Origin of the sequence: Flavobacterium filum DSM 17961 (assembly GCF_000425465.1) — a bacterium.
GTDB classification, from domain to species: Bacteria; Bacteroidota; Bacteroidia; order Flavobacteriales; family Flavobacteriaceae; genus Flavobacterium; species Flavobacterium filum.
The window spans coordinates 62533-88098 of record NZ_AUDM01000006.1 but is presented as its reverse complement, the minus strand read 5'-3'; the positions used below and the strand labels follow the sequence as shown (position 1 = coordinate 88098).

26 protein-coding genes, 2 tRNA genes and 1 pseudogene are annotated in these 25566 nt (G+C 33.7%); 28 read left to right on the top strand and 1 reads right to left on the bottom strand.

Features of this window, described 5'->3' with window-relative positions:
* From infA to H601_RS0103855, 22 genes are all read left to right on the top strand, one after another.
* Nucleotides 1-216: a translation initiation factor IF-1 gene (gene infA / locus H601_RS0103965; protein ID WP_026710295.1), complete on the top strand. Its 216-nt coding sequence runs from the start codon at nucleotides 1-3 to the stop codon at nucleotides 214-216.
* 12 nt (nucleotides 217-228) lie between these two features.
* Entirely contained in the window at nucleotides 229-345 is a 117-nt protein-coding gene (gene ykgO / locus H601_RS16290) for a type B 50S ribosomal protein L36 (RefSeq protein ID WP_084139925.1), read from the top strand.
* Nucleotides 346-347: 2 nt separating this feature from the next.
* On the top strand, nucleotides 348-722 hold the full coding sequence (gene rpsM / locus H601_RS0103960) for a 30S ribosomal protein S13 (protein ID WP_026710294.1): 375 nt from the start codon (nucleotides 348-350) through the stop codon (nucleotides 720-722).
* Nucleotides 723-730: 8 nt separating this feature from the next.
* Nucleotides 731-1114, top strand: a complete 384-nt coding sequence (gene rpsK / locus H601_RS0103955) for a 30S ribosomal protein S11 (protein ID WP_026710293.1) — start codon at nucleotides 731-733, stop codon at nucleotides 1112-1114.
* Between the two features lie 106 nt (nucleotides 1115-1220).
* Entirely contained in the window at nucleotides 1221-1826 is a 606-nt protein-coding gene (rpsD, locus tag H601_RS0103950) for a 30S ribosomal protein S4 (protein ID WP_026710292.1), read from the top strand.
* Nucleotides 1827-1847: 21 nt separating this feature from the next.
* Nucleotides 1848-2840, top strand: coding sequence for a DNA-directed RNA polymerase subunit alpha (locus H601_RS0103945; protein WP_026710291.1), 993 nt, complete (start codon nucleotides 1848-1850; stop codon nucleotides 2838-2840).
* Between the two features lie 63 nt (nucleotides 2841-2903).
* Nucleotides 2904-3410 carry a 50S ribosomal protein L17 gene (rplQ, locus tag H601_RS0103940; RefSeq protein ID WP_026710290.1) on the top strand — a complete coding sequence of 169 codons (507 nt, stop codon included), beginning with the start codon at nucleotides 2904-2906 and terminating at the stop codon, nucleotides 3408-3410.
* Nucleotides 3411-3716: 306 nt separating this feature from the next.
* On the top strand, nucleotides 3717-4835 hold the full coding sequence (gene carA, locus H601_RS0103930; RefSeq protein ID WP_026710289.1) for a glutamine-hydrolyzing carbamoyl-phosphate synthase small subunit: 1119 nt from the start codon (nucleotides 3717-3719) through the stop codon (nucleotides 4833-4835).
* Nucleotides 4836-4991: 156 nt separating this feature from the next.
* Nucleotides 4992-6284 (top strand): phosphopyruvate hydratase, encoded by a 1293-nt coding sequence (gene eno, locus H601_RS0103925; protein ID WP_026710288.1) that lies wholly within the window; start codon nucleotides 4992-4994, stop codon nucleotides 6282-6284.
* Nucleotides 6285-6426: 142 nt separating this feature from the next.
* Nucleotides 6427-8394: a tetratricopeptide repeat-containing sensor histidine kinase gene (locus tag H601_RS0103920; protein ID WP_026710287.1), complete on the top strand. Its 1968-nt coding sequence runs from the start codon at nucleotides 6427-6429 to the stop codon at nucleotides 8392-8394.
* A 69-nt stretch (nucleotides 8395-8463) separates the two neighbouring features.
* A complete protein-coding gene (locus H601_RS0103915; RefSeq protein WP_026710286.1) occupies nucleotides 8464-9225 on the top strand; it encodes a LytR/AlgR family response regulator transcription factor in 762 nt (253 codons plus the stop codon).
* 83 nt (nucleotides 9226-9308) lie between these two features.
* A complete protein-coding gene (locus H601_RS0103910) occupies nucleotides 9309-11708 on the top strand; it encodes a DUF7619 domain-containing protein (protein WP_026710285.1) in 2400 nt (799 codons plus the stop codon).
* 199 nt (nucleotides 11709-11907) lie between these two features.
* Complete coding sequence (locus H601_RS0103905; RefSeq protein ID WP_026710284.1) at nucleotides 11908-13191, top strand: citrate synthase; 1284 nt, start codon at nucleotides 11908-11910, stop codon at nucleotides 13189-13191.
* A gap of 155 nt (nucleotides 13192-13346) precedes the next feature.
* Nucleotides 13347-14264 carry a dimethylarginine dimethylaminohydrolase family protein gene (locus tag H601_RS0103900; RefSeq protein WP_026710283.1) on the top strand — a complete coding sequence of 306 codons (918 nt, stop codon included), beginning with the start codon at nucleotides 13347-13349 and terminating at the stop codon, nucleotides 14262-14264.
* A 237-nt stretch (nucleotides 14265-14501) separates the two neighbouring features.
* On the top strand, nucleotides 14502-14699 hold the full coding sequence (locus tag H601_RS0103895) for a hypothetical protein (protein WP_026710282.1): 198 nt from the start codon (nucleotides 14502-14504) through the stop codon (nucleotides 14697-14699).
* On the top strand, nucleotides 14687-15010 hold the full coding sequence (locus tag H601_RS0103890; RefSeq protein WP_026710281.1) for a hypothetical protein: 324 nt from the start codon (nucleotides 14687-14689) through the stop codon (nucleotides 15008-15010). The genes H601_RS0103895 and H601_RS0103890 overlap by 13 nt, the downstream gene beginning before the upstream one ends.
* Before the next feature lie 255 nt (nucleotides 15011-15265).
* On the top strand, nucleotides 15266-15460 hold the full coding sequence (locus tag H601_RS0103885) for a hypothetical protein (RefSeq protein ID WP_026710280.1): 195 nt from the start codon (nucleotides 15266-15268) through the stop codon (nucleotides 15458-15460).
* Entirely contained in the window at nucleotides 15457-15714 is a 258-nt protein-coding gene (locus tag H601_RS15195) for a hypothetical protein (protein WP_035655513.1), read from the top strand. Before H601_RS0103885 ends, H601_RS15195 begins: the two co-directional genes overlap by 4 nt.
* 377 nt (nucleotides 15715-16091) lie before the next feature.
* On the top strand, nucleotides 16092-17027 hold the full coding sequence (gene ctlX, locus H601_RS0103875) for a citrulline utilization hydrolase CtlX (RefSeq protein WP_026710279.1): 936 nt from the start codon (nucleotides 16092-16094) through the stop codon (nucleotides 17025-17027).
* A gap of 538 nt (nucleotides 17028-17565) precedes the next feature.
* Nucleotides 17566-18276: a hypothetical protein gene (locus tag H601_RS0103865; protein WP_156900340.1), complete on the top strand. Its 711-nt coding sequence runs from the start codon at nucleotides 17566-17568 to the stop codon at nucleotides 18274-18276.
* Nucleotides 18277-18523: 247 nt separating this feature from the next.
* The gene (locus H601_RS0103860; RefSeq protein WP_026710277.1) at nucleotides 18524-19267 is read left to right on the top strand and encodes a hypothetical protein; all 744 of its coding nucleotides are present in this window, start codon (nucleotides 18524-18526) and stop codon (nucleotides 19265-19267) included.
* Between the two features lie 11 nt (nucleotides 19268-19278).
* The gene (locus H601_RS0103855; RefSeq protein ID WP_026710276.1) at nucleotides 19279-19479 is read left to right on the top strand and encodes a hypothetical protein; all 201 of its coding nucleotides are present in this window, start codon (nucleotides 19279-19281) and stop codon (nucleotides 19477-19479) included.
* Here the strand turns inward: H601_RS0103855 and H601_RS0103850 are convergent, their stop codons facing one another.
* Nucleotides 19480-20001 (bottom strand): DNA N-6-adenine-methyltransferase, encoded by a 522-nt coding sequence (locus H601_RS0103850; RefSeq protein WP_211223534.1) that lies wholly within the window; start codon nucleotides 19999-20001, stop codon nucleotides 19480-19482. It lies immediately after the preceding gene.
* Nucleotides 20002-20226: 225 nt separating this feature from the next.
* Between H601_RS0103850 and H601_RS0103845 the strand changes: the two genes are divergently transcribed.
* The 6 genes and pseudogenes from H601_RS0103845 (at nucleotide 20227) to H601_RS0103820 (ending at nucleotide 25433) form a co-directional block, all read left to right on the top strand.
* Nucleotides 20227-22056 (top strand): AAA family ATPase, encoded by a 1830-nt coding sequence (locus tag H601_RS0103845; RefSeq protein ID WP_026710274.1) that lies wholly within the window; start codon nucleotides 20227-20229, stop codon nucleotides 22054-22056.
* A gap of 54 nt (nucleotides 22057-22110) precedes the next feature.
* A pseudogene (locus H601_RS16470) lies at nucleotides 22111-22494 on the top strand (DNA-methyltransferase); the annotation flags it as partial.
* Between the two features lie 820 nt (nucleotides 22495-23314).
* Entirely contained in the window at nucleotides 23315-23668 is a 354-nt protein-coding gene (locus H601_RS0103835) for a bleomycin resistance protein (protein ID WP_026710273.1), read from the top strand.
* A gap of 904 nt (nucleotides 23669-24572) precedes the next feature.
* Nucleotides 24573-24644: transfer RNA gene (locus H601_RS0103825), tRNA-Asn, on the top strand.
* Between the two features lie 104 nt (nucleotides 24645-24748).
* A tRNA-Ser gene (locus tag H601_RS16465) sits at nucleotides 24749-24836 on the top strand.
* Between the two features lie 276 nt (nucleotides 24837-25112).
* Nucleotides 25113-25433 (top strand): hypothetical protein, encoded by a 321-nt coding sequence (locus tag H601_RS0103820; protein ID WP_035655512.1) that lies wholly within the window; start codon nucleotides 25113-25115, stop codon nucleotides 25431-25433.
* Nucleotides 25434-25566 lie beyond the last annotated feature (133 nt).

The window sequence follows — 25566 nt, the reverse complement described above, 5'->3', positions numbered from 1 at the left end:
ATGGCAAAACAATCAGCAATAGAACAAGACGGATCAATTATTGAAGCATTATCAAATGCAATGTTCCGTGTAGAATTAGAAAATGGTCATATTGTGATCGCTCACATTTCCGGTAAAATGCGTATGCATTATATCAAATTATTACCTGGTGATAAAGTAAAATTGGAAATGAGCCCTTATGATTTGACAAAAGCAAGAATTACTTATAGATATTAAAGCTATTTCACAATGAAAGTTAGAGCATCAGTAAAGAAAAGAAGTGCCGAATGCGTTATTGTACGCAGAAAAGGTAGATTGTACGTTATTAACAAAAAGAATCCTAGATTTAAACAAAGACAAGGATAATTATGGCAAGAATCGCAGGGGTAGATATACCTAAAAACAAAAGAGGAGTTATTGCTTTAACCTATATCTTCGGAATTGGTAAAAGCAGAGCTATTGAGATTTTAGAGAAAGCTCAAGTTAGTCAAGACAAAAAAGTTCAAGATTGGAACGATGATGAAATCGGTGCAATTCGTGATGCAGTTTCTTATTACAAAATAGAAGGTGAATTACGTTCAGAAGTATCTCTTCACATCAAACGTTTAATGGACATTGGTTGCTACAGAGGTATTCGTCATAGATCTGGTCTTCCATTAAGAGGACAAAGAACGAAAAACAATTCTAGAACTAGAAAAGGTAAAAGAAAAACTGTTGCTAACAAGAAAAAAGCAACTAAATAATAAATAATATGGCTAAGACTATAACAAAAAAGCGTAAAGTTATCGTTGAATCAACGGGAGAAGCTCATATTAATGCAACTTTTAACAACATCATTATTTCTTTGACAAATAAAAAAGGAGAAGTAATTTCTTGGTCTTCTGCCGGTAAAATGGGTTTCAGAGGTTCAAAAAAGAATACTCCTTATGCTGCTCAAATGGCAGCTGAAGATTGTACAAAAGTTGCACTTGAAGCTGGTTTGAAAAAAGTAAAAGTGTATGTGAAAGGACCAGGTAACGGACGTGAGTCTGCTATTCGGTCTATTCATAATAGTGGTATCGAAGTAACTGAAATTATTGATGTTACACCAATTCCACACAATGGATGTAGACCTCCAAAAAGAAGAAGAGTTTAATAATTTGCTCTTTTGAGCATAAGAGTTTAAGTATAACAATAGGTAGAGTACGATTATCGAAGGATTAGACCTGAATTCATAATTACTACCTTTAATAAATTTTAAAATGGCAAGATATACTGGTCCAAAAACTAAAATAGCCCGTAAATTTGGTGAGGCTATCTTCGGAGAAGACAAAGCCTTCGAAAAAAGAAATTACCCTCCTGGGCAACATGGTTTAGCTAAAAGAAGAGGTAAAAAATCTGAATATGCAGTTCAGTTAATGGAAAAGCAAAAAGCGAAGTACACTTACGGAATTCTTGAAAAACAATTTAGAAACTTATTCGAAAAAGCAGCCGCTTCTAAAGGTGTAACTGGTGAAATCCTGTTACAATTATGTGAAGCTCGTTTAGATAACGTTGTTTTCAGAATGGGAATCGCTCCTTCAAGAAGAGCTGCACGTCAAATCGTTGGACACAGACACATTACTGTAAATGGTGAAATTGTGAATGTTCCTTCTTATCATTTAAAACCTGGTGATAAAGTAGCAGTTCGTGAAAAATCAAAATCTGTTGAAGCCATCAATAGTTCTTTAGCGAATTCAAGTAAAGTTTACGAATGGATTACTTGGAATAACGATACCAAAGAAGGTACTTTTGTAACTGTTCCACAACGTTTACAAATCCCAGAAAACATCAAAGAACAATTAATCGTTGAGTTATACAACAAATAATATTTGACAGAAGTCGTAATTATGGCAATATTTAATTTTCAGAAGCCCGATAAAGTTATCATGATCGATTCAACCGATTTTGAAGGTAAGTTTGAATTCAGACCTTTAGAACCTGGTTACGGATTGACCGTTGGTAACGCACTAAGAAGAGTTTTGCTTTCCGCTCTAGAAGGATATGCAATTACATCTGTTCGTATTGAAGGTGTAGATCACGAATTTTCTACCATTCCCGGAGTAGTTGAAGATGTTACCGAAATTATCTTAAACTTGAAACAAGTTCGTTTCAAACGTCAAATTGAAGATGTTGATAATGAGACTGTAACAATTTCACTTTCTGGAAAAGAACAAATAACTGCCGGTGATTTTCAAAAATTTATTTCCGGATTCCAAGTGTTGAATCCAGAATTAATCATCTGTAACCTTGATTCAAAAGTTAACATCAACATGGAGTTATCAATTGAAAAAGGTAGAGGTTATGTTCCTGCAGAAGAAAATAAAAAGCAAAATGCAGCTATCGGAACTATTTTCACTGATTCTATTTTTACACCTATCAAAAATGTAAAATATGCAATTGAAAATTTCCGTGTGGAGCAAAAAACAGATTATGAAAAATTAGTTTTTGAAATTAAAACTGATGGTTCAATCAATCCAAAAGATGCTTTAACAGAAGCGGCAAAAGTTTTAATTCACCACTTTATGTTGTTCTCTGATGAGAGAATTACGTTGGAAGCTGATGAAATTGCTCAAACAGAATCGTATGATGAAGAATCTTTACACATGAGACAGTTGTTAAAAACTAAACTTGTGGACATGGATCTTTCGGTTAGAGCTTTAAATTGTTTGAAAGCGGCAGAAGTTGAAACATTAGGTGACTTAGTGTCATTCAATAAAAATGACTTGATGAAATTCCGTAATTTTGGTAAAAAATCATTGACTGAGCTTGATGAGCTTGTGGCAATCAAAAACTTACATTTCGGAATGGATTTGTCAAAATACAAATTAGATAAAGAATAAATTTACTTCATATTTTGCTCTCCAAAGCGGATAGATGCAAGATGAAGGTTTAAAAAACACGTCATGAGACACGGAAAAAAAGTAAACCATTTAAGCAGACAACAAGGTCATAGAAAATCGATGTTGGCTAACATGGCTTGTTCATTAATTGAACATAAAAGAATCAATACAACAGTTGCTAAAGCTAAAGCTCTAAAACAATTTGTTGAACCATTGGTAACAAAATCAAAAGAAGACACTACGCACAACAGACGTATCGTTTTTGCTTATTTAAGAAACAAATATGCAGTTACTGAATTGTTTAGAGAAGTAGCCGCTAAAGTTGGTGATCGTCCGGGTGGTTATACTCGTATCATCAAGTTAGGTAACCGTTTGGGAGATAACGCTGATATGGCTATGATCGAGTTAGTTGACTTCAACGAACTATACAACGGAGGTAAAAAAGAAGAGAAAAAAGCAAAAAGCCGTCGTGGTGGGAAAGCGAAGAAAGCAGAAGTTACTGCTCCTGAAGCTAAAGCACCTGAAGCTCCAGCTGCAGAATCAACTGAAAATACCGAAGCTGCTGAATAATGAAACCATTTATTCAATAATACAAAAGGATGAACTTTCGAGTTTGTCCTTTTTTTTTTGATTTTTTCAGAAGCAAATCGTTCGGGCTTTTTCAGGAAACCTTATTCCCGCTTTCCGCTATATCTTTTGTTCCGTAAACTACACAAAAGGATACCGCTGCAATCGGGGCTAAAAAATAAACCATAAAAATATTGAATTTCACAAGAAGTCATCATCAAAACCTTAGTGCCTCAGAACCTCAGAACCTAAGAAAAAAACTTTCCCAAATTCAGAAATTAAACTAAATTTGCAAAACAACACACAACAATGAACTACACAACGAGAAAACCAGCCATTCTTTTACTAGCAGATGGCACTATTTTTCATGGAAAATCTATCGGAATTAGCGGAACTACTTTTGGAGAAGTATGTTTTAATACCGGAATGACCGGCTATCAAGAAATTTTTACGGACCCTTCTTATTTTGGTCAAATCATGGTGGCCACCAATGCTCATATTGGTAATTATGGTGTAAATAATCAAGAAGTAGAATCTGATTCTATAAAAATTGCCGGATTAGTTTGTAAAAATTTTAGCTTCAATTATTCCAGAGATGATGCTGCAGGAAGTTTGTTTGATTATTTTGAAAAACAAAATCTTATAGCCATTTCTGATGTGGATACAAGAGCTTTAGTTAGTTACATTCGTGAAAGTGGTGCTCAAAACGCCGTGATTTGTACTGATGGAACAGCCGTAACTGAACTCAAAAAACAATTGGAAAATGTTCCTAATATGAAAGGATTGGAGTTAGCATCCAAAGTTTCCACAAAAGAACCTTATTTTTTTGGTAATGAAAATGCAACTTATAAAATTTCTGCACTAGATTTAGGAATTAAAACGAATATTCTACGCAATTTGGCAAAAAGAGATTGTTATATTAAGGTATTTCCATACAACGCAACTTTTGCAGATTTACAAAGTTTTAATCCTGATGGATATTTTTTATCAAACGGACCCGGTGATCCTGAACCTTTAGCCGGAGCAATTCAAGTGGCAAAAGGAGTTATTCAAGCCAATCAGCCTCTTTTTGGTATTTGTCTTGGACATCAGGTAATCGGTTTGGCCAACGGTATTTCAACCTACAAAATGTTCAACGGACATCGTGGAATTAATCATCCGGTTAAAAATTTAATAACCGGTAAAGGAGAAATTACTTCCCAAAATCATGGATTTGCTGTAGTTCGTGAAGAATTGGAAAAACATCCGGATATGGAAATAACACATGTTCACTTAAATGATAATACGGTAGCCGGCATGCGAATGAAGTCAAAAAACTGCTTCTCTGTGCAATATCATCCGGAAGCAAGTCCGGGACCGCATGATTCTTCCTATTTGTTTGATGATTTTATTTCCAACATCAAAAAAGCTAAATTACATGAAGTATAAAGAAATTGACCTAATTATTTTTCAATAATTAGGTCTTTATTACTAAATCGTTTGCGTTTATAACTTTGCCAAATTTTTATAAATTGCCTGATTTAGAATCCTTAAATTTGTGTATCATTCAAAAAAAGTAACAAAAAATAATAAATAAACAGTATCATGAGTATTATTATCAAAGTACACGCAAGACAAATTCTTGATTCAAGAGGAAATCCAACCATTGAAGTAGATGTTATCACTGAAAACGGAATTTTAGGAAGAGCGGCCGTTCCTTCAGGAGCTTCAACCGGAGAGCACGAAGCCGTTGAACTTCGCGATGGTGGTAAAGCCTATATGGGTAAAGGAGTTTTAAAAGCAGTAGAAAATGTAAATACAATCATTGCAAACGAAATCATGGGAACATCTGTTTTTGAACAAAATCAGATTGATAAAACGATGATTGAATTAGACGGAACACCTAATAAATCAAATTTAGGTGCGAATGCAATTCTTGGTGTTTCTCTTGCTGTTGCAAAAGCGGCGGCTAACGAATTAGGAATGCCTTTATACCGTTATGTTGGTGGTGTTTCGGCGAATACGTTGCCAGTTCCAATGATGAATATCATCAACGGTGGTTCGCATTCCGATGCTCCAATTGCGTTTCAAGAGTTTATGATTATGCCTGTAAAAGCAACCAGTTTTACACATGCCATGCAAATGGGAACGGAGATATTTCACAACTTGAAAAAAGTGTTGCATGATCGTCATTTGTCAACTGCAGTGGGTGATGAAGGTGGTTTTGCTCCTAACTTAGCCGGTGGAACTGAAGATGCTTTAGATTCAATTAAGTTAGCCGTTGAAAATGCCGGTTATACTTTTGGTGATGATGTGAAAATAGCGTTAGATTGTGCTTCAGCTGAGTTTTATGTAAACGGAAACTACGATTACAAAAAATTTGAAGGAGAAACCGGAAAAATCAGAACATCTGCGGAGCAAGCTGAGTATTTAGCTGAATTAGCCGCAAAATATCCAATTGTATCTATTGAAGATGGTATGGATGAAAACGATTGGGAGGGTTGGAAATATTTAACCGATTTAATTGGTGATAAAGTACAATTGGTTGGAGATGATTTATTTGTAACGAATGTACAACGATTATCTACAGGAATTCAAAAAGGAATTGCCAATTCAATTTTGGTAAAAGTAAACCAAATTGGTACGTTAACAGAAACAATTGCTGCTGTAAACATGGCTCACAATGCCGGTTATACCTCAGTAATGTCGCATCGTTCAGGAGAAACAGAAGACAATACCATTGCCGATTTAGCGGTGGCCTTAAACTGTGGTCAAATCAAAACCGGTTCAGCTTCGCGTTCTGATCGTATGGCAAAATACAATCAATTGTTGCGTATCGAGGAAGAATTAGGTAATGTGGCTTACTTCCCTGGCGAAAAAGCTTTTAAACAAAAATAATAGAAATTTCATTTCAACTACTAACCCTTTCAGTGCAAACCGAAAGGGTTTTTTGCATATACTCATTTAAAACCTTCATTTACTCATTTACACCTTCGTTTCAAAAAAGGAAAACTTATATTTGTTTAACAATACTATAAACATGAAATATCGTATTTGTTTTGTTTTAATGAGTTGGTTTTGCCATCTTTTCCTTTTTGGACAAGAGAAAAAAGCGGACAGTTTACTTTTACTTCTTCAAAATACGAAGACCGATATTGAAAAAGTACAGCTGCTCAATCAAATTTCCGATTCTTATAAAGGATCCAATCCTGAGAAGATGGAAAATTATGGGCAACAAGCTTTGAAACTTTCCCAAAAAATAAAATACAAATCAGAAGAAGGATTTGCGTTTCTAAACATTGGAATTGCTAACATTATCAAAGGTGAATACATAAAAGCTCTCGATCAATTTTATGTAGCTCAAAGTTTATTTGAAAATGAAATAGCTTCAACTACCGATGAAAAAGTTAAAAATAAAAACGGACTTGCCAGAACCTACGGAAGTATAGGAATTGTTTTTTCCGAACAGAGTAATTATGCAAAAGCGTTGCACTATTATCTGAAAGCAGTTGCCATTTATGAAGAAATCAAGGATGAAGAAAAATTAGCCAGAGTGTACAATAATATTGGCGTGGTATATAGAGCTCAATCAGAAGATTTTAAAGCACTGGATTATTTTACTAAAGCTCAAAAAATTCAGGAAAAAAATGGCGACAGAACGGTTGGCATTACCACAACAAATATTGGCAATCTACATGTAAAACAAAAAAATTATAATCAAGCTCTGCACTATTATACCAAAGCTTTACGATTGTTTGAAAAATATCCGGATGCAAGAGGTTTGGGCGAATTGCATAATAATTTAGGATTGTATTACAAAGCAATTAATGAACCAAAAAAAGCAATGGAATCCTGGAATTTGGCCATTGCTTCCTTTGATTCAATTGGAGATAAGTTTGGAAAATCAGATACGTATTTACATATTGGAGACTATTTATTTGAGCAAAATAAATTTCAAGAAGCCTTGCCAAATGCCCAAAAAGCTTTAGCATTATCAAAAGATTTGAATGTTTTAGAAGGAATTGCTTTGGCAGAAAAATTGTTGAGCTCGATTTATGAAAAAAGCAATCAACCACAGGAATCTTTACAACATTTTAAATTATACAAAGCAGCTCAAGATAGTTTGATAAACCATCAAAATATCAGAAAAAGTGTGCAAGCCGAAATGAATTTTGCTTTTGAAAAGAAAGAAGCACTTCATAAAAAAGAATTAGAAAAAAAAGAAGTATTGATTTCCGAAAAAGCCAAACGCCAAACACTTCAACTCCTTTTTGTCGGCTTATTCGTTTTATTATTATCCGGAATAGCGTTTTTAATATACAATCGAATACAGTTAAAAAAGACCTTAACTTTACAAAAAGAATTAGCAGAGTACGAACAAAAAGCGTTGCATTTACAAATGAATCCGCATTTTGTATTCAATTGTTTGGGTTCTATTTCCAGTTTTATTGTGCAAAACGGAACAGATTCCGCCATAAAATATCTTTCCAAATTTTCCAAACTAATGCGTTTAACGTTAGAATATTCAAAAGAATCGCTCATTCCGATTGACAAGGAAATGGAAAGTCTGCAAAACTATTTGGAATTAGAACAACTACGGTTCAACAATGTGTTTTCGTTTGATATATCAAAAAGTAGCGATATTGAAGATGATATGGCTATCCCTCCGCTACTTTTGCAACCTTTTGTAGAAAACGCTATCATTCACGGGTTGATTCCCAAAAAAGAAAACGGTCAAATACAAATTTCATTTTCGATTCGCAATGAGAATTTAATTTGTACCATTCAGGATAACGGAATTGGTATTGAAAAATCAAAAGAGTTAAAAGAACATTTGGTCTCCATTCATAAATCAATGGCGTTGGATATTACCAAAAAACGATTGGAAATGATGGAAGCTTCCACCGCTCAAAAAGCAAATGTGGAAATAAAAGAAATTAAAAATGAGTTAGGTGAAATTCAAGGAACGAAGGTTGTTTTGAATTTACCTATACAATACATAAAATAGTACGGACAACTCGCGAGTTGTCCCAGAAAATAATTTTAAATTATTTTCATCATAAAATAAAACAAAAACATGACAACAGCCATACTAATCGACGACGATGCCAACTTAAGAGCCGGAATGCGACAAATGCTTTCGATATATGCACCCGATATATTTATCATGGGTGAAGCCGATAGTGTTGAAACCGGTGTAGAAGTGGTTCATCGTTTAAAACCAAACGTTTTGTTTTTAGACATTCAATTAACCGACGGAACCGGTTTTGATGTATTGGAAAAATTAGCGGAAATCAATGGGAAAATTACTTCACAAGTAGTTTTTATTACCGCTCATGAACAATATGCGATCAAAGCCTTTCGCTTTAGTGCGTTGGATTTTTTATTAAAGCCGGTTGACCCGGATGAATTGCAAAAAGTAATTCAAAAGATAAAAGAGGTGATGTCAAAAAGCGATAATTATGCTCACATTGATTTGCTATTGGAGAACATTCGCAGAAAAGTAGATAACTTCAAACGAATTGCTCTTTCCACCTCGGAAGGGATTCATTTGTTTGAAATCAGTGATATTATTCGTTGCGAAAGCGAAGACAATTACACCAAGTTTTACATCAAAAACAATAAACCGATTTTGATTTCCAAAACATTAAAAGAATATGAAGAATTATTAACCGAACATGGTTTTGAACGCATTCATCAATCGCATTTAATCAATTTGGCCTATTTGAAATCATATATTAAAAAAGATGGAGGATATGTGGTAATGGCGGATAACAGCAATTTGCCTATTTCACAACGAAAGAAAGAACGATTGCAGGAGTTGTTAAAGATGATGTAGCGAATTCTAAGTGAAAACATGCATTTACTAAATCAGTTGAAAACCCTAAAAGCATTAGTATTATTTTTATAAAAATTATTGTTATGAAAAAGATATTCTTTTTACTTATTCTTTTCTCAAATTTTGTTCAGGCTCAAATAATTACTATTCCAGATGCGAATTTTAAAGCAAAGTTATTAGAAGCTAGTCCTTTTAATCAAATCGCTTTAAATGCCGCAGGTGAAAGTGTAGCAATTGATATTAATACTGATGGGGAAATTCAGGTGAGTGAAGCGTTACAAATTCAAACGCTATATTTAGGATACAGTTTTATAACATCGTTAGAGGGCATTTCTTATTTTGTAAATTTGAGAAGATTAGATGTTTATAATTCTCAATTATCAGAATTAGATTTAACGCAAAATATAAATTTAGAGTACCTCTATTGTCAAGAAAATCAACTAACAATTTTGAATGTTTCAGGCTTGTCGAATTTAATAGAGGTGGATTGTAGTACAAATCAAATTTCAATTTTAGATATTCAAAATTCTATTACTATGAAAGTATTGATGTGCCAAGACAATTTGATTGAAGAACTGAATACAACTAACTTGTTTCAATTAGAATATTTAGATTGTAGACTTAATCAAATTACTAATTTAGATCTTTCAAATAGTAATACACTTAATTATTTAGATTGCGGTAATAATCAATTAAGTAATCTAAATATTGCAGGGTTAGAAAATTTAGTTTCAGTATCTTGTTCAGGAAATTTATTGACAAATCTTGATCTTTCTTTATGTAATGCCATATCATTTTTAAGCTGTACCAATAATCAATTAACAGCACTAGATTTGTCTGATTTGTCAAATTTGAATTTTTTGAGTTGTAGCGAAAATCAACTTGTGGAACTTAATGTTTCAATGTGTACAAACATTACTACACTTGGATGCTACAATAATTCAATTGAATACCTTAATCTTAAAAATGGGAACAATAGTTTGACGTCTTATTTTTTTGACGGAAACCCTTCTATTTATGTCTGTGCAAATGAAAGTCAAGTTTTGGCTTTACAAAATTATATGAATTCCAATAATATAATTGGTCATGTAAATTCCTTTTGCTCATTCACTCCCGGAGGAGATTACAATACTATCACAGGTAATGTTCGTTTAGATATTAACAACAACGGTTGTGAAGAAACCGATTTTTCCATTCCTTTTTTCAGATTAACAGTTGATTTAAATGCTATGACCACCAATTCATCCGTGTTTTCGAATAACAATGGAGTGTATAATCTTTACACGGCAACTGAAGGTGTTTATACCTTAACGCCGGTTTTAGAAAACCCTACTTATTTTTCTGTTTCGCCACAGCCGGGTACTGCAATTATCAATGAAATTGAAAATACAAGTACTACGTTAGACTTTTGTGTCACTGCCAATGGCGTGCATCCCGATTTAGAAGTGGTGATTGCACCGGTAACACCCGCTCGTCCCGGATTTGAAGCGGTGTATAAAATAGTTTATAAAAACAAAGGCAATCAAATATTGTCACAACAATACGGCGTGAACTTTTTCTATAACCAGAATTTGATGCAATTTCTTTCTGCTTCAACTCCTCCGTCTGCTCAGGGAGTCGGTGGGTTGCAATGGGATTATGCTGATTTGATGCCGTTTGAATCAAGAAGTATTCTGGTTTCCATGCAGATTAATCCGCCCACAGACCCTGAAAATCCGGTAAATATTGATGATGTGTTAGTGTTTACTTCGGTCATTCTTCCACAAGCAGGTGATGAAATGGTACAAGACAATACCTTTGTATTCAACCAAACCGTTGTAGGTTCCTACGATCCAAATGACATTACTTGTCTGCAAGGTGATGTGGTTCCTCCATCAGAAATTGGTAATTATTTGCATTATGTCATTCGTTTTGAAAATACCGGTAATGCTCCGGCAGAAAATGTTGTGGTAAAAGTAGAAATTGACCCCAATCAATTTGATACTAATTCGTTACAAATGCTTTCATCTTCTCATGATGCTTACGTTCGTATGAATGGAAATAAGATAGAATTCATCTTTGAAAACATTCAATTGGAATCTGGCGGTCATGGAAACATTTTATTAAAAATGAAAACCAAACCAACACTTCAAGTGGGCGATATGGTCGCTAAAAAAGCCAATATTTATTTCGATTATAATTTCCCAATCATTACAAATCAGGCGGAAACCTTATTCCAAGCGTTGAGTGTTGTTAATCCGGTTATAGATAGTTTGATTTCCATTTATCCGAATCCGGTAAAAGATATGCTAACTATTACTATCAAAAATGACTCGATTATTAAAACGATTGAATTGTATGATATTCAAGGTAGATTATTGCAAACCCAATTGGTCAATGATGTTCACTCAGAATTGAATGTTTCATCAAGAGCCAACGGTATGTATTTTATAAAAATTAATACGGACAAAGGAACTAAAGTTGAAAAATTGGTGAAAGAATAAGTGGTTTAAAATAATTTTAGTTAGCAACTCACGTGTGAAAATGCGTGAGTTTTTTTGTGTGTTTTGATGGATGTATAGAAAATTAGCAATTTTTATACTAAATTTAACGAAAACGTTTCGAATAAAATTTTAACAATCCTAGTTTATTTCGTAATTTCGCAAAAAACATTATTTATACCTATTAATTTTATATATAATCATGTCAAAAACAGCCATATTAACGTACGAAGGTAAAGAGTATGAGTTTCCGGTAATAGTTGGAAGTGAAAATGAACCTGCCATCGACATCGAACAATTACGTGCCTTAACCGGTGCGATTACGCTTGACCCGGGTTATAAAAACTCCGGTTCGTGCAAAAGTGAAATTACTTTTTTAGATGGTGAAGAAGGAATCCTTCGCTACCGTGGATATTCTATTGAAGATTTAGCCGAAAAAGCCGATTTCTTAGAAGTTTCTTATTTGTTGATTTTTGGAGAATTACCTTCCAAAACGCAATTAGAAAAATTTGAAAACGATATTCGCAAATATACCTTGGTAAACGAAGAGATGAAAAACATCATCGACGGTTTTCCAAAAACAGCTCACCCAATGGGTGTGTTAGCTTCGTTAACCAGTGCATTAACTGCTTTTAATCCAAAGTCGGTTAATCCACACAACGAAAAAGAAATGTATGAAGCGGTATGCAAAACCATGGGTAAATTCTTGGTGATTGCTACTTGGACGTACCGTAAGTCAATGGGTTATCCGTTGAATTATTATGATAATACAAAAGGATATGTGGAAAACTTCATGCATTTGATGTATGAGTTGCCAACCGGCCCTTATAAAATTGACCCGGTAGTGGTGCAAGCGTTAGATAAGTTATTTATCCTTCACGCTGACCATGAGCAAAACTGTTCTACGTCAACCGTAAGAATCGTTGGTTCTTCACATGCCGGATTGTTTGCTTCTATTTCTGCCGGTGTTTCTGCTTTATGGGGACCACTTCACGGTGGAGCCAATCAAGCAGTATTGGAAATGTTAGAAGAAATTCACAAAAACGGTGGCGATGTAGCCAAGTTTGTTTTAAAAGCAAAAGATAAAGATGATCCATTCCGTTTGATGGGATTTGGTCACCGTGTGTATAAAAACTTTGACCCACGTGCAACCATCATCAAAAAAGCAGCCGATGATGTATTAACCGCTCTTGGCGTAGATGATCCATTATTGGATATCGCGAAACAATTGGAAAAAGTAGCCTTAGAAGACGATTACTTCAAAGCGAGAAACTTATATCCAAACGTTGACTTCTACTCCGGAATCATTTACCGTGCGTTAGGTATTCCAACCGAAATGTTTACCGTAATGTTTGCCATCGGTCGTTTACCGGGCTGGATTGCTCAATGGAAAGAAATGCGTATCAACAAAGAACCAATCGGAAGACCACGTCAAGTGTATGTGGGACATCCGTTGAGAGATTTCGTTGCGATGGAGAAAAGATAATCGTCATAATATAAATTACTTTAGAAAGCCTTCCTACAAGAAGGCTTTCTTTTTTTAAGAAATCGTAAAATCAAACCTCCAAAATTATTAATACTTTAAAAACATTGCTTTTGGAAAGCCTTTTTTTATCTTTGTAAAAAGTCAAAAGCAAGTATATGCTACCACTCCATATTCAAAATGAAACGTCCCGATTGAGGGCTGTGGTGTTAGGAACCGCCGTAAATAATGGTCCAACACCCACCGCCGAAGAAGCCTATGACCCAAAATCACTTGAACACATTCTAGCCGGAACCTATCCCGTTGAAGCCGATATGGTCAACGAAATGGAAGCATTTAATCAAGTGTTCAAAAAATACGACGTGGAAGTATTCCGTCCGGATATTATTCCCAATTATAACCAAATTTTTAGTCGTGATATTGGTTTTGTGATTGATGATGTGTTTATTAAAGCCAACATCTTACCCGACAGAGAAAAAGAATTGGATGCCATTCAATACGTGATTGACCACATCGACCCGAAAAAAGTCGTTCGTCCGCCGGAGGAAGTACACATTGAAGGGGGCGATGTCATGTTGTGGAATGATTATATTTTCATTGGCACCTACAAAGGTTCCGATTACAAAGATTACATTACGGCTCGCACGAATATGCAAGGTGTGGAATACATCAAACAACTATTTCCCCACAAAAAAGTAAAAGAGTTTGACTTAGTGAAATCGAAATTAGAAGCGAGAGATAATGCCTTGCATCTCGATTGTTGCTTTCAACCCGTTGGCACCAACAAAGGAATCATCTACAAAAGCGGTTTCCGTGAAGAAGCGGATTATGTGTTTTTAGTCAACCTTTTCGGGAAAGAAAATCTGTTTCACATCACCCGAGATGAAATGTACAACATGAATTCCAATGTGTTTTCCATCGCACCGGATGTAGTAGTTTCTGAAAAGAATTTCACCCGCCTAAACAACTGGCTTCGTGAAAACGGTTTCACCGTAGAAGAAATCCCATATGCAGAAATTGCCAAGCAGGAGGGACTTTTAAGATGTTCGACTTTGCCTTTGGTGAGGGATAAATAGTTCTGCATTCTTCATTCGTTAATCGATATTCAAAATTAAAATGATTGTATTTGATAATAATGAATTGAAGAAGGTTGAATAAGGAATTTTGAAGTGTTTTACAATTGAAGAAATTCAAAACTTAATAATTAACGAGAAACAGGCATCATCGTTCGTTACTTGCGAATACCGTTGATTTGTGAATAGTTTAAAATTATAGAAATAATTGTTATATTTGGTATTCCAAAATCTTATTTTATGGGAACTGCAACCTCCAAAAAAGAACTAATCGATTGGATTTCTAATTTAAATGACGAAAAAATGTTGCAAGAGTTGACGATGATAAAACAAAAAGCAACGTTTAATTTTGACGAAGAATTTAAAAAAGGAATAACAGGAGAAGAATTAAAAAAAAGGCTTTCAGACAGGCTTAAAGCTTTACCATGGAAAAAGTAAATATTCTGTATAAACCGGATGTTGAAGAGTTTCTATTTCATTTAGTTTTTATTCTTTTCAAAGAAGATTACTTTTCGTATCTTGAAAATGCGGAATTATACAAAGACAACATTGTAGATTTTGTTGAACAAAATATCAAAAATTTTCCATCCAAAAAAACACCAATAGCATTAACTAATTTCGGGAGCAATTACATCTTTTACAATTCCAATTCTCGAACAACTTGGTATATTTTTTTTGAACAAAAAGGCTCAAATTATTTAATAACAAATATTCTCAACAACCACTGTGAAGAAGCAAAATGGTTGTAGTTTTAATAGACAATAATTATAAATTTAAATGAATAATTCTACATTCTATATTCGTTAATCGATTTTCAAAATGTAACAACGAACCGATGAATGTTGAATAACGAATAATGAAGTATTATTCAAATGAAGAAATTTCAACATAATAATTACCAGACAATAGGCTTTATGATTCGTTGTCAGACAATGTTGTTGATTTGTAAATAGTATAATTTTATTGAAATAATTGTTATATTTGGTATTCCAAAATATTGTTTTATGGGAACTGTAACCTCAAAAAAAGAGCTAATCGATTGGATTTCTAATTTAAATGACGAAAAAATGTTGCATGAGTTGACGATGATAAAACAAAAAGCAACGTTTAATTTTGACGAAGAATTTAAAAAAGGAATTCCTTTAGAAGAAGCGAAGAAACGATCGATAGAAAAAATTCGAAAATATTGGTCAAAATGAATGTTGTAATTTCTGATGAAGCGTTAAATTATTTGGACGATTTAATCGAAATTTTATACAAGAAAGAATATTTTGGCTTTATTGAAAGTGCTGAAATGTATGTAATAGATATTTACGATTTTATTTTTCAAAATATCAAAAATTTTCCATCCAAAAAAACACCAATAACATTAACTAATTTCGGGAGCAATTACATCTTTTACAATTCCAATTCTCGAACAACTTGGTATATTTTTTTTGAACAAAAAGGCTGAAATTATTTAATAACAAATATTCTCAACAACCACTGTGAAGAAGCAAAATGGTTGTAGTTTAAAAAGACAAAAATTATAAATTTAGATGAATAATTCAACAATCAATATTCATTAATCGATTTTCAAAATGTAACAACGAACCGATGAATGTAGCATAACGAATATTGAAGTAGTAACCATATTTAACAACGAACCGATGAATGTAGCATAACGAATAATGAAGTAGTAACCCATATTTAACAACGAACCGATGAATGTTGAATAACGAATAATGAAGTATTAATCCATCACCATTAACCCATTACCCATTACCATTAACCCATTACCCATTACCATTAACCCATCACCCATCACCATTCACCCATCACCACAAAAAAATGAACCAAACCACCAATTCCATCCTCATGATCCGTCCCGTTGCCTTCAGAATGAACGAGCAAACGGCCGTAAATAATTATTACCAAAAAGTATTAGAAAACACCACTCCTTCAACGGTAAATGCCAAGGCTCAAAACGAGTTTGATGCCTTTGTAGAGAAACTACGCAAAGTAGGCGTAAACGTGATTGTGGTAGAAGATACGCTTGACCCGGATACTCCCGACAGTATTTTTCCCAACAACTGGATTTCCTTCCATGAGAATGGAGATGTGACGTTGTATCCTATGTTTGCTGAAAATCGAAGAGCAGAACGTCGGGAAGATATTTTGGATATTTTGGAAGATAAAGGCTTCGTGATTAACGAAATTATGGATTATACTTCTGCCGAAGAAGACGGCTTCTTTTTGGAAGGAACGGGAAGTATTGTCTTAGACCGCGATAACGGAAAAGCCTATTGTGCTCTTTCGCCCCGAGCAGATGAAGAATTGTTCATCGAGTTTTGTGAAGATTTTGATTTGGCTCCGGTGATATTTGAAGCCTACCAAACCGTGAACGGCGAACGCAAACACATGTATCATACCAACGTGATGATGTGTATTGCCGAGACTTTTGCTGTGATTTGTGCGGATTGCATTGACGACAAACAAGAACGCAAAATGGTGTTAGACAATTTGAAAGCCGACGGGAAAGACATTATTTTAGTCACCGAAGACCAAGTAAATAACTTTGCCGGAAACATGCTGCAGGTAAAAGGCAAAGATGACAAACGCTATTTAGTGATGAGCAATTCGGCATACCAAAGTCTAACGAAAGCCCAAATTCATAAAATTGAACAACATTGTGAAATTTTGCACGCCAATTTGGATACCATTGAAGCCTGTGGAGGTGGAAGTGCCCGATGTATGATGGCGGAGGTGTTTTTGCCACTTCAATAATAAACAGATCATTTGACTATAGATCCAAATACTTGAAAAAGTGTTTGGATTTTTTTTGGATTGTGATTGGGGTTTTTTAGGCAAAATAAAGTGTATTTTACTTATTTTAGTGGTTTCATAGCACATCAATTTTACATTCTTTCGGAAAAGGTACTTTTTTTGAAAAGGCGACTTCAACAAAGGGTACCACAACCCCGAACCAAACCCGAACCAAACCCGAAGCAAACCCGAAGGAAATACGAAGCATCCCCAAGGAAGGTGCAATGCTACTCGCAACCGTACTGAATTAGCCTGTTCTCAATGAAATCAAGCTGTTGCGGAAGAGTACTTTCTTCGTTTTTGAGCCTATTTTTTGTGAAATAATTGAAAATTGATTTGTAACCTCCTTTGCTCCGTTTTTGTATTTTTGGTATTAATGTATTTATATTCAGTAATTTATATAATTTATTTTACAATAATATATTATTTTTCCTATTTTTGTAGTACCACAACCCTAAGATGTGGGATGATAATATACCCTTTTTTAAACGAAAACACCATGGCAAGAATCAAATCCTATTCGGGGAAGATACCTAAACGTATATTGGATCAGTATGTGCTATACAAGTTAGGCGAGGAGCTGATTATACGCGAAATATCGGGGTTTACGTCAAAGGAGTTATTGCACAGTGCTAAGTATGCCAATTGCCGGAAAAATGCCAGTGAGTTTGGGCGGGTTTCCAAAGCGTGTAAAGGTTTACGGGTGCTACTGGCAGGGATTTTACCCAAGCACAATAACTTAGCGGTGGTGAATGCCTTGACCAAGCACATGCGTTCGCTGTTGGTATATGAGACGCAACACCCTCGTGGAGAAAGAACCTTGGCTTCTGCTTTGACTCATGAAGAAGCAATACAGAAGTTGAATGGATATGCTTTTAACCCGTTGACCCATTTACCTTTAGGCTACAAGGTAGAAGACAACCGATTAGAGTTGTTTGATATCACCCTACCGGAAGGCGTTTTGTGGGTGGGTTTTCGTTTGCACGTAGTGGCGTATGATTGGGACACGTTGGAGGGAACGTTACACTCCGGGGGTTGGCATTTTGAGCAACAGTTTACTACCGGATTATCGTATGGATTTCCAAAGGTGGAGGTTGAGCCTAGAAAGGCATTGTATATCCTTGAGCTACACTATTTTGAAGAAACCGATGGAGCTTTTCTCCCCGTTCGAACGGAAGAGAAAGGGGTTTGGGTGGTGAAGGTAAGGTAGTTGGTAATTGGTAATTGGAAATTGGTAATTGGTAAATGGTTGCTGTTGGCTACTCACTAAGGACTAAGGACTATTCACTAAGGACTTAAAAAATACTACATTTTTCCACTTGATAATCACCGTAAAAAGTAGTAGGTTTGGGGAAGATTGAAAAATGAATTACTGATACCGATGCAAGTAAAACCTTTTTAAGGTCAAACATTTAATCCATAAAAGCGTTTGTTATTAAAAATTAAATTTTGAAAAAATGAAGCAAAACGAGGCAGTCATACAAACATTGGAGCGATTAGGTGGTGTTGCAACTTTGGGTCAATTGAATCAAGAGGTTTTTACGATTAAAGACTGCGAGTGGAAAACTAAAACCCCTTTTGCCAGCATACGACGAATTGTTCAACTCGATAAAAATATCTACAAAATAAAACCCGGTTTATATGGTTTAGTTAGTTTCAAGAATGAACTGGAAAACAAAGGTTTTATTCAAGAAACGGAACAAAATAAAGATTCAAATGAAATCAAAGAATTTAATCATTCGTATTATCAAGGACTATTGATTAAAATTGGTAATTTAAGAGGATTCAAAACGTTTGTACCTAGTCAAGATAAAAACAGATTATTTTTAAACGAAAAATTAGCAACGTTGAGTACGCTAGATGTTTTGCCCGGCTATTCCTATCCATCCATTGTAAAAAGGAGTTCGACAGTTGATGTGATTTGGTTTAATGAACGTGAAATGCCTCATTCTTTTTTTGAAGTGGAGCACAGTACTGATATTCAAAATTCTTTAGTGAAATTTAATGACCTTCAAGATTTTTATGCAAGAATGATTATTGTAGCCGATAAAAAAAGAAAACAAGAATACTTGCAAAAAATTAAATATTCCTCATTTGCTTATTTAAACAAGGAAAATAGAGTTTCATTTTTAGATTATGAAGCGGTCAATAAGCAATATGAAACCATTATTGAGCAACAACAGTATGAAGTTTTATTGTAATCCATGTAGCCATGAAAAAATTTATATTTATTACGCCTGAAGGGGAAACCATTTCACCCAATGGAAGTGACGTTGAAAATTTACAAGTCATTGGTATCGTTGATGAAGTAAACGATAAAGAGGAGGCTTTAAAAAAATTATTGATTGAAAATGAATGGATAATTGATGCTGAATTCAATGTTGCTGAATTTATTTGCTATGAAATCGTGTAGTTATTTCAAGTATAAAAATTTACCTGCTATTCCTGAGTTCTTGAGCAACTCTGCATTTTCTTCCCCATACGCAATAAAAATACTGGGAGCACCGGGTGTTCCTTTTTGTTCGCCTTTGGTGGTGTAGAATTTAATTCTTCCTTTTACGAATAAAACGGCATGAGCATCGTGCCAAATGTGGTCAAAAAAGCATTTGGTTTCGGTGCGGGCAAAGATGAGGGCGATGCCGTTGCCGTGGATTTTCAATTTTTCGAGCCATTTTTCCATGCCTTTGCCATAGGGTGGGTTGAGGTACACTCTCCCGAACCACGGTTGGGCGAGTCCGTTGTCATGAATGGTGAAGTTATGCGTAGCATGCACAAACGGCGGATGAACGGGCGTGCACGGGTCAAGGTCGAACGCACCCAACTGTTTCACGAGTTCGGGAGGAGTGAGCCACTCTACCGTAGTGTGTTCTGTTCGTTCAAAGCGTACATCCATTTGCGTATGATTTGCCACAAAGATGTGATCAAATTTTGACATATCAAAACACAAATAGATCATTATCAATTAGTTATACACACAATGTGTGTGATTTTTACGATTGTTTTTTGGTAAGGTATTGAGATTGAGAAAAGTAGAAAATGTATTTTTTTGAAGATGTATTAGAATTTAAAATATTATGAGACTGTTAATTACTCAATATGTTTTAATTTTCTTAGATTTGATTTTTTCTTTTAATTAACGTTTGAAAATAAATTTTGTGAAATGAAATTTGAAAAAATAAGAATCAAGAATTTTAAAGGTATTGAAAACATAGAGATAGATTTAAATAGAAATCCTCAAGCTAATATTTACACATTAATCGGATTAAATGAAAGTGGTAAAACTACTATATTAGAAGCGATTAACCAGTTTGCTCAAAAAGATGAGTCTATAAATAATTTAGAATTACCAGGAGCAATAATTGATGATTATAATAATATAATACCAATAAATACAAGGGATAACTTTAATGGTGAAGTCATTATAGAAGTTGATATTTCTCTTGATGAAGATGATTTAAATGAAATTGAGTTATACATAAAAAAAAATACTCAATTCAAATCTATAGAACGAAAAAAAAAACTTACCTACTTTAAGTATTTTAAATTTGAAAATTCTAGATTTATAAAACTTGAGTCAAAGTGGTCAGGTATTTCGGGAAAAAAAAATAATGGAAAAAAGTTTCAAAAGTTAACAGAGGATGATAATTTTAAAGCAAGTGTTTTTTGTAAGTCATTAATTCCTAGTATTTTATATTTTCCAAATTTTCTTTTTGATTTTCCATCAAAAATTTATTTGGAAGACAATCAAGAAGGAAACAAAAAACAAATTTTCTACAAAGAAATAATTCAAGATATTTTATACACTTTAGAGAATAATACTAATATTGAAAAGCATATTATAGAAAGATTTAAAAATAAAGAAGATAAAAACGATAAAAGAAATTTAGAGACTCTTTTAAAAAAAATGAATAGGAAAGTAACTGATGTTGTTTTTAGTTCTTGGAATCAAATATTTAAAAGAGATATTAAGGAGACAAGTGTATTGATTGATTGTTATGAAGATGAAGGCGGGGTTTATCTTGAATTTCAAATTGAATCAAGTGACGGTATTTATCAAATTAATGAAAGATCAATGGGGTTTCGTTGGTTTTTTACTTTCTTATTGTTGACTCAATTTAGGCCTTTCAGAAAAGATAAACCAAAAAACATAATGTTTTTATTTGATGAGCCAGCATCTAATTTACATTCTCTAGCACAAAAACAATTATTAAAAAGTTTTGAAAATCTTTTAGAAAATTGTAAAATAATTTATACTACTCATAGTCACCATTTAATTAATCCAAACTGGTTAGAGAGTACTTATGTAGTTAAAAATGAGGGTTTAGACTTGGAAAATATTGAAGATTTTAATATTAAAGCAACTAATATTTCTGTAACTCCATACAGAGATTTTGCTACTTTACATCCTCACAATACAGCATATTTTCAACCTGTTCTTGATGTATTAGATTATGTTCCAAGTAATCTAGAAATGATACCAAACTGTATTTTTTTAGAGGGAAAGAATGACTTTTATACTCTTACTTATTTCAATGAAATACTTTTTAAAAACAGATATGATTTAAATTTATCACCTAGCACAGGTTCTGGTAATATTGATACTTTAATTAGTCTATATATAGGTTGGGCTAAACCCTTTATTATACTTTTGGATTCTGATAAATCTGGTAAAAATGAAAAGGAACGCTACATAGAAAATTTTGGAATTTATCTCGAAGATCGAGTTTTCTTACTAAGTGATATAAATAATGAATGGTCGAACTTTACTTTAGAGGATTTATTTTCTAAGAATGATTTATTAAATTTTCAAAAAAGCAAATTTATTGAATCTCAAAAATTTATAAAAAAACAATTTAATAGAGTAATTCAGGAAAATTTAATGAATAAGACTTTTTTTGAATTTGAAAATAAAACAATAAACAATATAGAGCATGTGTTAAAATTTTTAGAATCAAAAATAAATAATCTAAAGATAAAACTTAATAATTAATTTTTTGATGTAATTAAACTTCATTTAGATTTAAAGATGTTGTCATTATCTCCCTCTGCCGAGTTAATTATTTGGGCTCGTAAAAAAGAAAAAGTACCCCATTATTACAATTATGAGTTAATGAAGCAACTCAACGGCGACAAACAAATGAAAGATGTTTGGAAGTTGCCTGCTATTGCGAAATGGGAAAAAAGTTGTGGTAAACATCCCACACAAAAACCATTGTCCGTTTTAACCCGAATCATTTTAGCTTCTACTAAACCCGGTGCATGGATTTTAGATCCGTTTACCGGAAGTTCTACCACCGGAATTGCCGCTAATCTTTCCAATCGCAGATTTTTAGGGATTGACATGGAAACTGAATTTTTAGAAATCAGTAAAAACCGAAAACTAGAAATTGAAAATCCAACATTAGCCGAAAGTTACCGCAGTAAAATCAGTGGTTTTGAAACCAAAAAACAATTGGAGTTGTATTTGGTGGAGGAGCCTAAAGAGAAAGAAAAAGTTGTGTTGGGTTATGTTCGTAGTAAAGATATTGCTAAGTTGATAAAACAGAAAACATTTTATTTTCATTCCACTGACAAGCAAAATAACTTAATTGGTTTTCCTTATGATTTACATAATGCTTCAAAAATTGTTATTTACTCCGGTGGGAGAACAAAACTTTTTTACTTGACTTCTTATTATGGTGAAATTGAATCAATTCAACATAAACATAAAACTGAAATAAAAGGAAAAAAGAATTCAATTACCGAATATTATTTTGAAGTAAAACTTAAAGATAATTTTCAACAAGATTTTAGAATAGAAAGTAAAAAAGAAATTAAGAAGTGGATGAATGAATACAAGAACGAGTATTCAAGGGAGCAGATTGATTACTTGCCCTTTTTGACATTGGCGGAAAACATTTTTTAAATTTACATCCCCTTCTAGTGCGAGTGTCTCGCTCGTACCCGAAAAAAGAAGTAAAGGCGAAGTCCGTGTTCCATTGATTTGTGTTTAAAAGTAAAAATATAATTAACGTGATTTTGACGTAATTATATTTAAATTTAGACACGAATTGCACGAATTTACACGAATCATAATTTTTAACAATTAAGTTTCACGAATTAAAATCTGATTTATCAGATTTTATTGGTATAATATTCCATCTTCAATTCGTGTTAATTAGTGTAATTCGTGTAAAATGGTGAATGTTTCTTTGGTTTTTATATTGAACTCACGTTAATTACTATTTTAGTTAAATAAAATCAACGTTATGCTCACAGCAATCCACCCAAAATTACCCATGCGGAATAAAACCATCACCATTCGGTATTATACAGAAAAGTTAGGTTTCAAAATTTTCGGAAGTCACGATTATCCTGACTATTTGATGGTAGAAAAAGATAACATTCAAATTCATTTTTTTCTGTTTGCAGATCTTGTTCCTGAACAAAATTACGGTCAGGTGTACATTCGTGTAAATAACATTGATCATTATTACCAAACCTTATTGGATAATAAAGTACGAATACATCCAAATGGGTTTTTGGAAACTAAACCTTGGGGACAGCGAGAGTTTTCACTACTAGATCCCGATAGTAATTTGTTAACGTTTGGCGAAGGGTGACAATTGTAATCATCTGTCAATCAGAAAAAATTAAGTCACTCTAAATTGACCATTTGTTTTATTTTAACTTTTTTCCCTACATTTGCCCCATCATGAAAAACACCAACCAACATAAAATGTACATCCTTTCGATAGAAAGTGATCGTTTATTCGGGCAAAATCCGAGTAAATGTATGGACGTTGGTATGGTTTTTACAGAAAAAACGAATTGATTTTTTAGCTAAAAAAGCATTTATATACACCAACGTCCTTTGCAAAAAGGGCGTTTTTTTGTTTTATAACCGATTGAATATGAAAAAAATGAAAAATAATTTAAAAAAATGTTTCACAACTAACCTCATGATTGCATTATAGTTTTGAAAAGTAACCAAATGAGAGACAGGCATTTGACGATTTCAACTCATCTGTAGGAATACGGAGCAGGTTTTTATTGTCTAAAAAATAAGCATAAGTAATTGAAAATCAATAAAATAAATTAAAATTTTATTTGGAAGTTAGTTTTTTTTGACTTTATCTTTGCAGAGGAAATTTTGAGAATGGGGTTGGGAGTATGGAGATGGGAGTTTGGAGTTTAGAATTGATAAGAAAGTTTAATAAGTATAAAAAATAGAATATGTGTTATTCAAATCAAATAGAGCGTAAAAATAGTTTTCATCCAAGTGTGGAGTTTGGAGATAGCAATAAACAGGTGCATAAGTATAGGTCTTTGGGATAGTATATTCCCTTGTGATGATACGAAGCACCTTTGATGAGGTGCTTTTTTTATGTCTAAATTTTAAACACAGATTAAAAAAAATTGAATAATTGGAAAAATTAAATCTGTTTAAATCAGTCCAATCCGTGGCAATAAAAAGAACGCGGATCCTGATAGTTATCGGGACGAATTTTTGAAAGATAAAAAAATGATTTTGTAGCTCAACGGTAGAGCAATGGGCTGTTAACCCGGAGGTTGAAGGTTCAACTCCTTCCAAAATCGCATGAAGTTCTGTAGAAAGGAACAGGCTTATTGGGGTTACTGGCTAACCTTCCCGACTGTCTCTCGGGAGAAACGAGTTCGATTCTCGTATAAGCCGCAAACTTGGAGAGTAGGTCAACTAGTGGTTCGTTGCGTCTGACTGCTAATCAGATTCACATTCGTGTGGTGAAGGTTCGATTCCTTTGCTCTCCGCTGATGGTGTTTTTAGTTTATTTGGTAAAACGGCTGATTGTGGTTCAGCAAAACAGGGTTCTTCCGATGCTTCGGAACGAAAACACCCAAAGCTCTGTTCGAATAACGGTTAGTTCACTCGGCTTTCTACCGAGCAATAAGGGTTCGATTCCCTTACAGAGTACAAAATGGGAATAGTGGTGTACAAGGTGTTGCACGTTAGTTTGAAGCACTAAAGGTATTTGTTCGATTCAAATCTATTCCGCAAGTTGATGTTTAATTTAAATAAGTAATGTGATGAGACCAGACATTTTAAAACGGTTTTTAACCAACACCGATGAAACAGGTAGATTTTTAATGAAGTCTAGGATTACCGGTATCATCTATTTTGTGGAACCCATCTATAATGGTAAAACGCCTAAATGGGGTGATGTAGATCCGGCCACCAAGCAAATCACGGGTAATTATGGTTCAAAATATACCGGAGCGATTACGAAAAAAGAATCTTTGATAACCGAAGAAAACGGATTTAAAAACATCGGTTATTTTAAAGGGAGTCCGTTTGGAGCGATTGATGCCCGGGATAAAGCACATCAAGAAGCGATGGGTTTACTGTAAATATAGGTTACGCAAATTAGCTGCGTAGTGATTTTGAAATCTTTGAATGTGATTAACAATTGAAGAATAACGAATGAAGATTTTAGAATTAGAGGATACTAAGCAAGTCCTGTTGCGTGTTTCTGTATAGCAC

Excerpts from the sequence above, each read along its gene's own strand:
- infA (WP_026710295.1), top strand. The coding sequence starts at position 1 with ATGGCAAAACAATCAGCAATAGAACAAGACGGATCAATTATTGAAGCA.
- ykgO (WP_084139925.1), top strand. The coding sequence starts at position 229 with ATGAAAGTTAGAGCATCAGTAAAGAAAAGAAGTGCCGAATGCGTTATT.
- rpsM (WP_026710294.1), top strand. The coding sequence starts at position 348 with ATGGCAAGAATCGCAGGGGTAGATATACCTAAAAACAAAAGAGGAGTT.
- rpsK (WP_026710293.1), top strand. The coding sequence starts at position 731 with ATGGCTAAGACTATAACAAAAAAGCGTAAAGTTATCGTTGAATCAACG.
- rpsD (WP_026710292.1), top strand. The coding sequence starts at position 1,221 with ATGGCAAGATATACTGGTCCAAAAACTAAAATAGCCCGTAAATTTGGT.
- H601_RS0103945 (WP_026710291.1), top strand. The coding sequence starts at position 1,848 with ATGGCAATATTTAATTTTCAGAAGCCCGATAAAGTTATCATGATCGAT.
- rplQ (WP_026710290.1), top strand. The coding sequence starts at position 2,904 with ATGAGACACGGAAAAAAAGTAAACCATTTAAGCAGACAACAAGGTCAT.
- carA (WP_026710289.1), top strand. The coding sequence starts at position 3,717 with ATGAACTACACAACGAGAAAACCAGCCATTCTTTTACTAGCAGATGGC.
- eno (WP_026710288.1), top strand. The coding sequence starts at position 4,992 with ATGAGTATTATTATCAAAGTACACGCAAGACAAATTCTTGATTCAAGA.
- H601_RS0103920 (WP_026710287.1), top strand. The coding sequence starts at position 6,427 with ATGAAATATCGTATTTGTTTTGTTTTAATGAGTTGGTTTTGCCATCTT.
- H601_RS0103915 (WP_026710286.1), top strand. The coding sequence starts at position 8,464 with ATGACAACAGCCATACTAATCGACGACGATGCCAACTTAAGAGCCGGA.
- H601_RS0103910 (WP_026710285.1), top strand. The coding sequence starts at position 9,309 with ATGAAAAAGATATTCTTTTTACTTATTCTTTTCTCAAATTTTGTTCAG.
- H601_RS0103905 (WP_026710284.1), top strand. The coding sequence starts at position 11,908 with ATGTCAAAAACAGCCATATTAACGTACGAAGGTAAAGAGTATGAGTTT.
- H601_RS0103900 (WP_026710283.1), top strand. The coding sequence starts at position 13,347 with ATGCTACCACTCCATATTCAAAATGAAACGTCCCGATTGAGGGCTGTG.
- H601_RS0103895 (WP_026710282.1), top strand. The coding sequence starts at position 14,502 with ATGGGAACTGCAACCTCCAAAAAAGAACTAATCGATTGGATTTCTAAT.
- H601_RS0103890 (WP_026710281.1), top strand. The coding sequence starts at position 14,687 with ATGGAAAAAGTAAATATTCTGTATAAACCGGATGTTGAAGAGTTTCTA.
- H601_RS0103885 (WP_026710280.1), top strand. The coding sequence starts at position 15,266 with ATGGGAACTGTAACCTCAAAAAAAGAGCTAATCGATTGGATTTCTAAT.
- H601_RS15195 (WP_035655513.1), top strand. The coding sequence starts at position 15,457 with ATGAATGTTGTAATTTCTGATGAAGCGTTAAATTATTTGGACGATTTA.
- ctlX (WP_026710279.1), top strand. The coding sequence starts at position 16,092 with ATGAACCAAACCACCAATTCCATCCTCATGATCCGTCCCGTTGCCTTC.
- H601_RS0103865 (WP_156900340.1), top strand. The coding sequence starts at position 17,566 with ATGGCAAGAATCAAATCCTATTCGGGGAAGATACCTAAACGTATATTG.
- H601_RS0103860 (WP_026710277.1), top strand. The coding sequence starts at position 18,524 with ATGAAGCAAAACGAGGCAGTCATACAAACATTGGAGCGATTAGGTGGT.
- H601_RS0103855 (WP_026710276.1), top strand. The coding sequence starts at position 19,279 with ATGAAAAAATTTATATTTATTACGCCTGAAGGGGAAACCATTTCACCC.
- H601_RS0103850 (WP_211223534.1), bottom strand. The coding sequence starts at position 20,001 with ATGTCAAAATTTGATCACATCTTTGTGGCAAATCATACGCAAATGGAT.
- H601_RS0103845 (WP_026710274.1), top strand. The coding sequence starts at position 20,227 with ATGAAATTTGAAAAAATAAGAATCAAGAATTTTAAAGGTATTGAAAAC.
- H601_RS0103835 (WP_026710273.1), top strand. The coding sequence starts at position 23,315 with ATGCTCACAGCAATCCACCCAAAATTACCCATGCGGAATAAAACCATC.
- H601_RS0103820 (WP_035655512.1), top strand. The coding sequence starts at position 25,113 with ATGAGACCAGACATTTTAAAACGGTTTTTAACCAACACCGATGAAACA.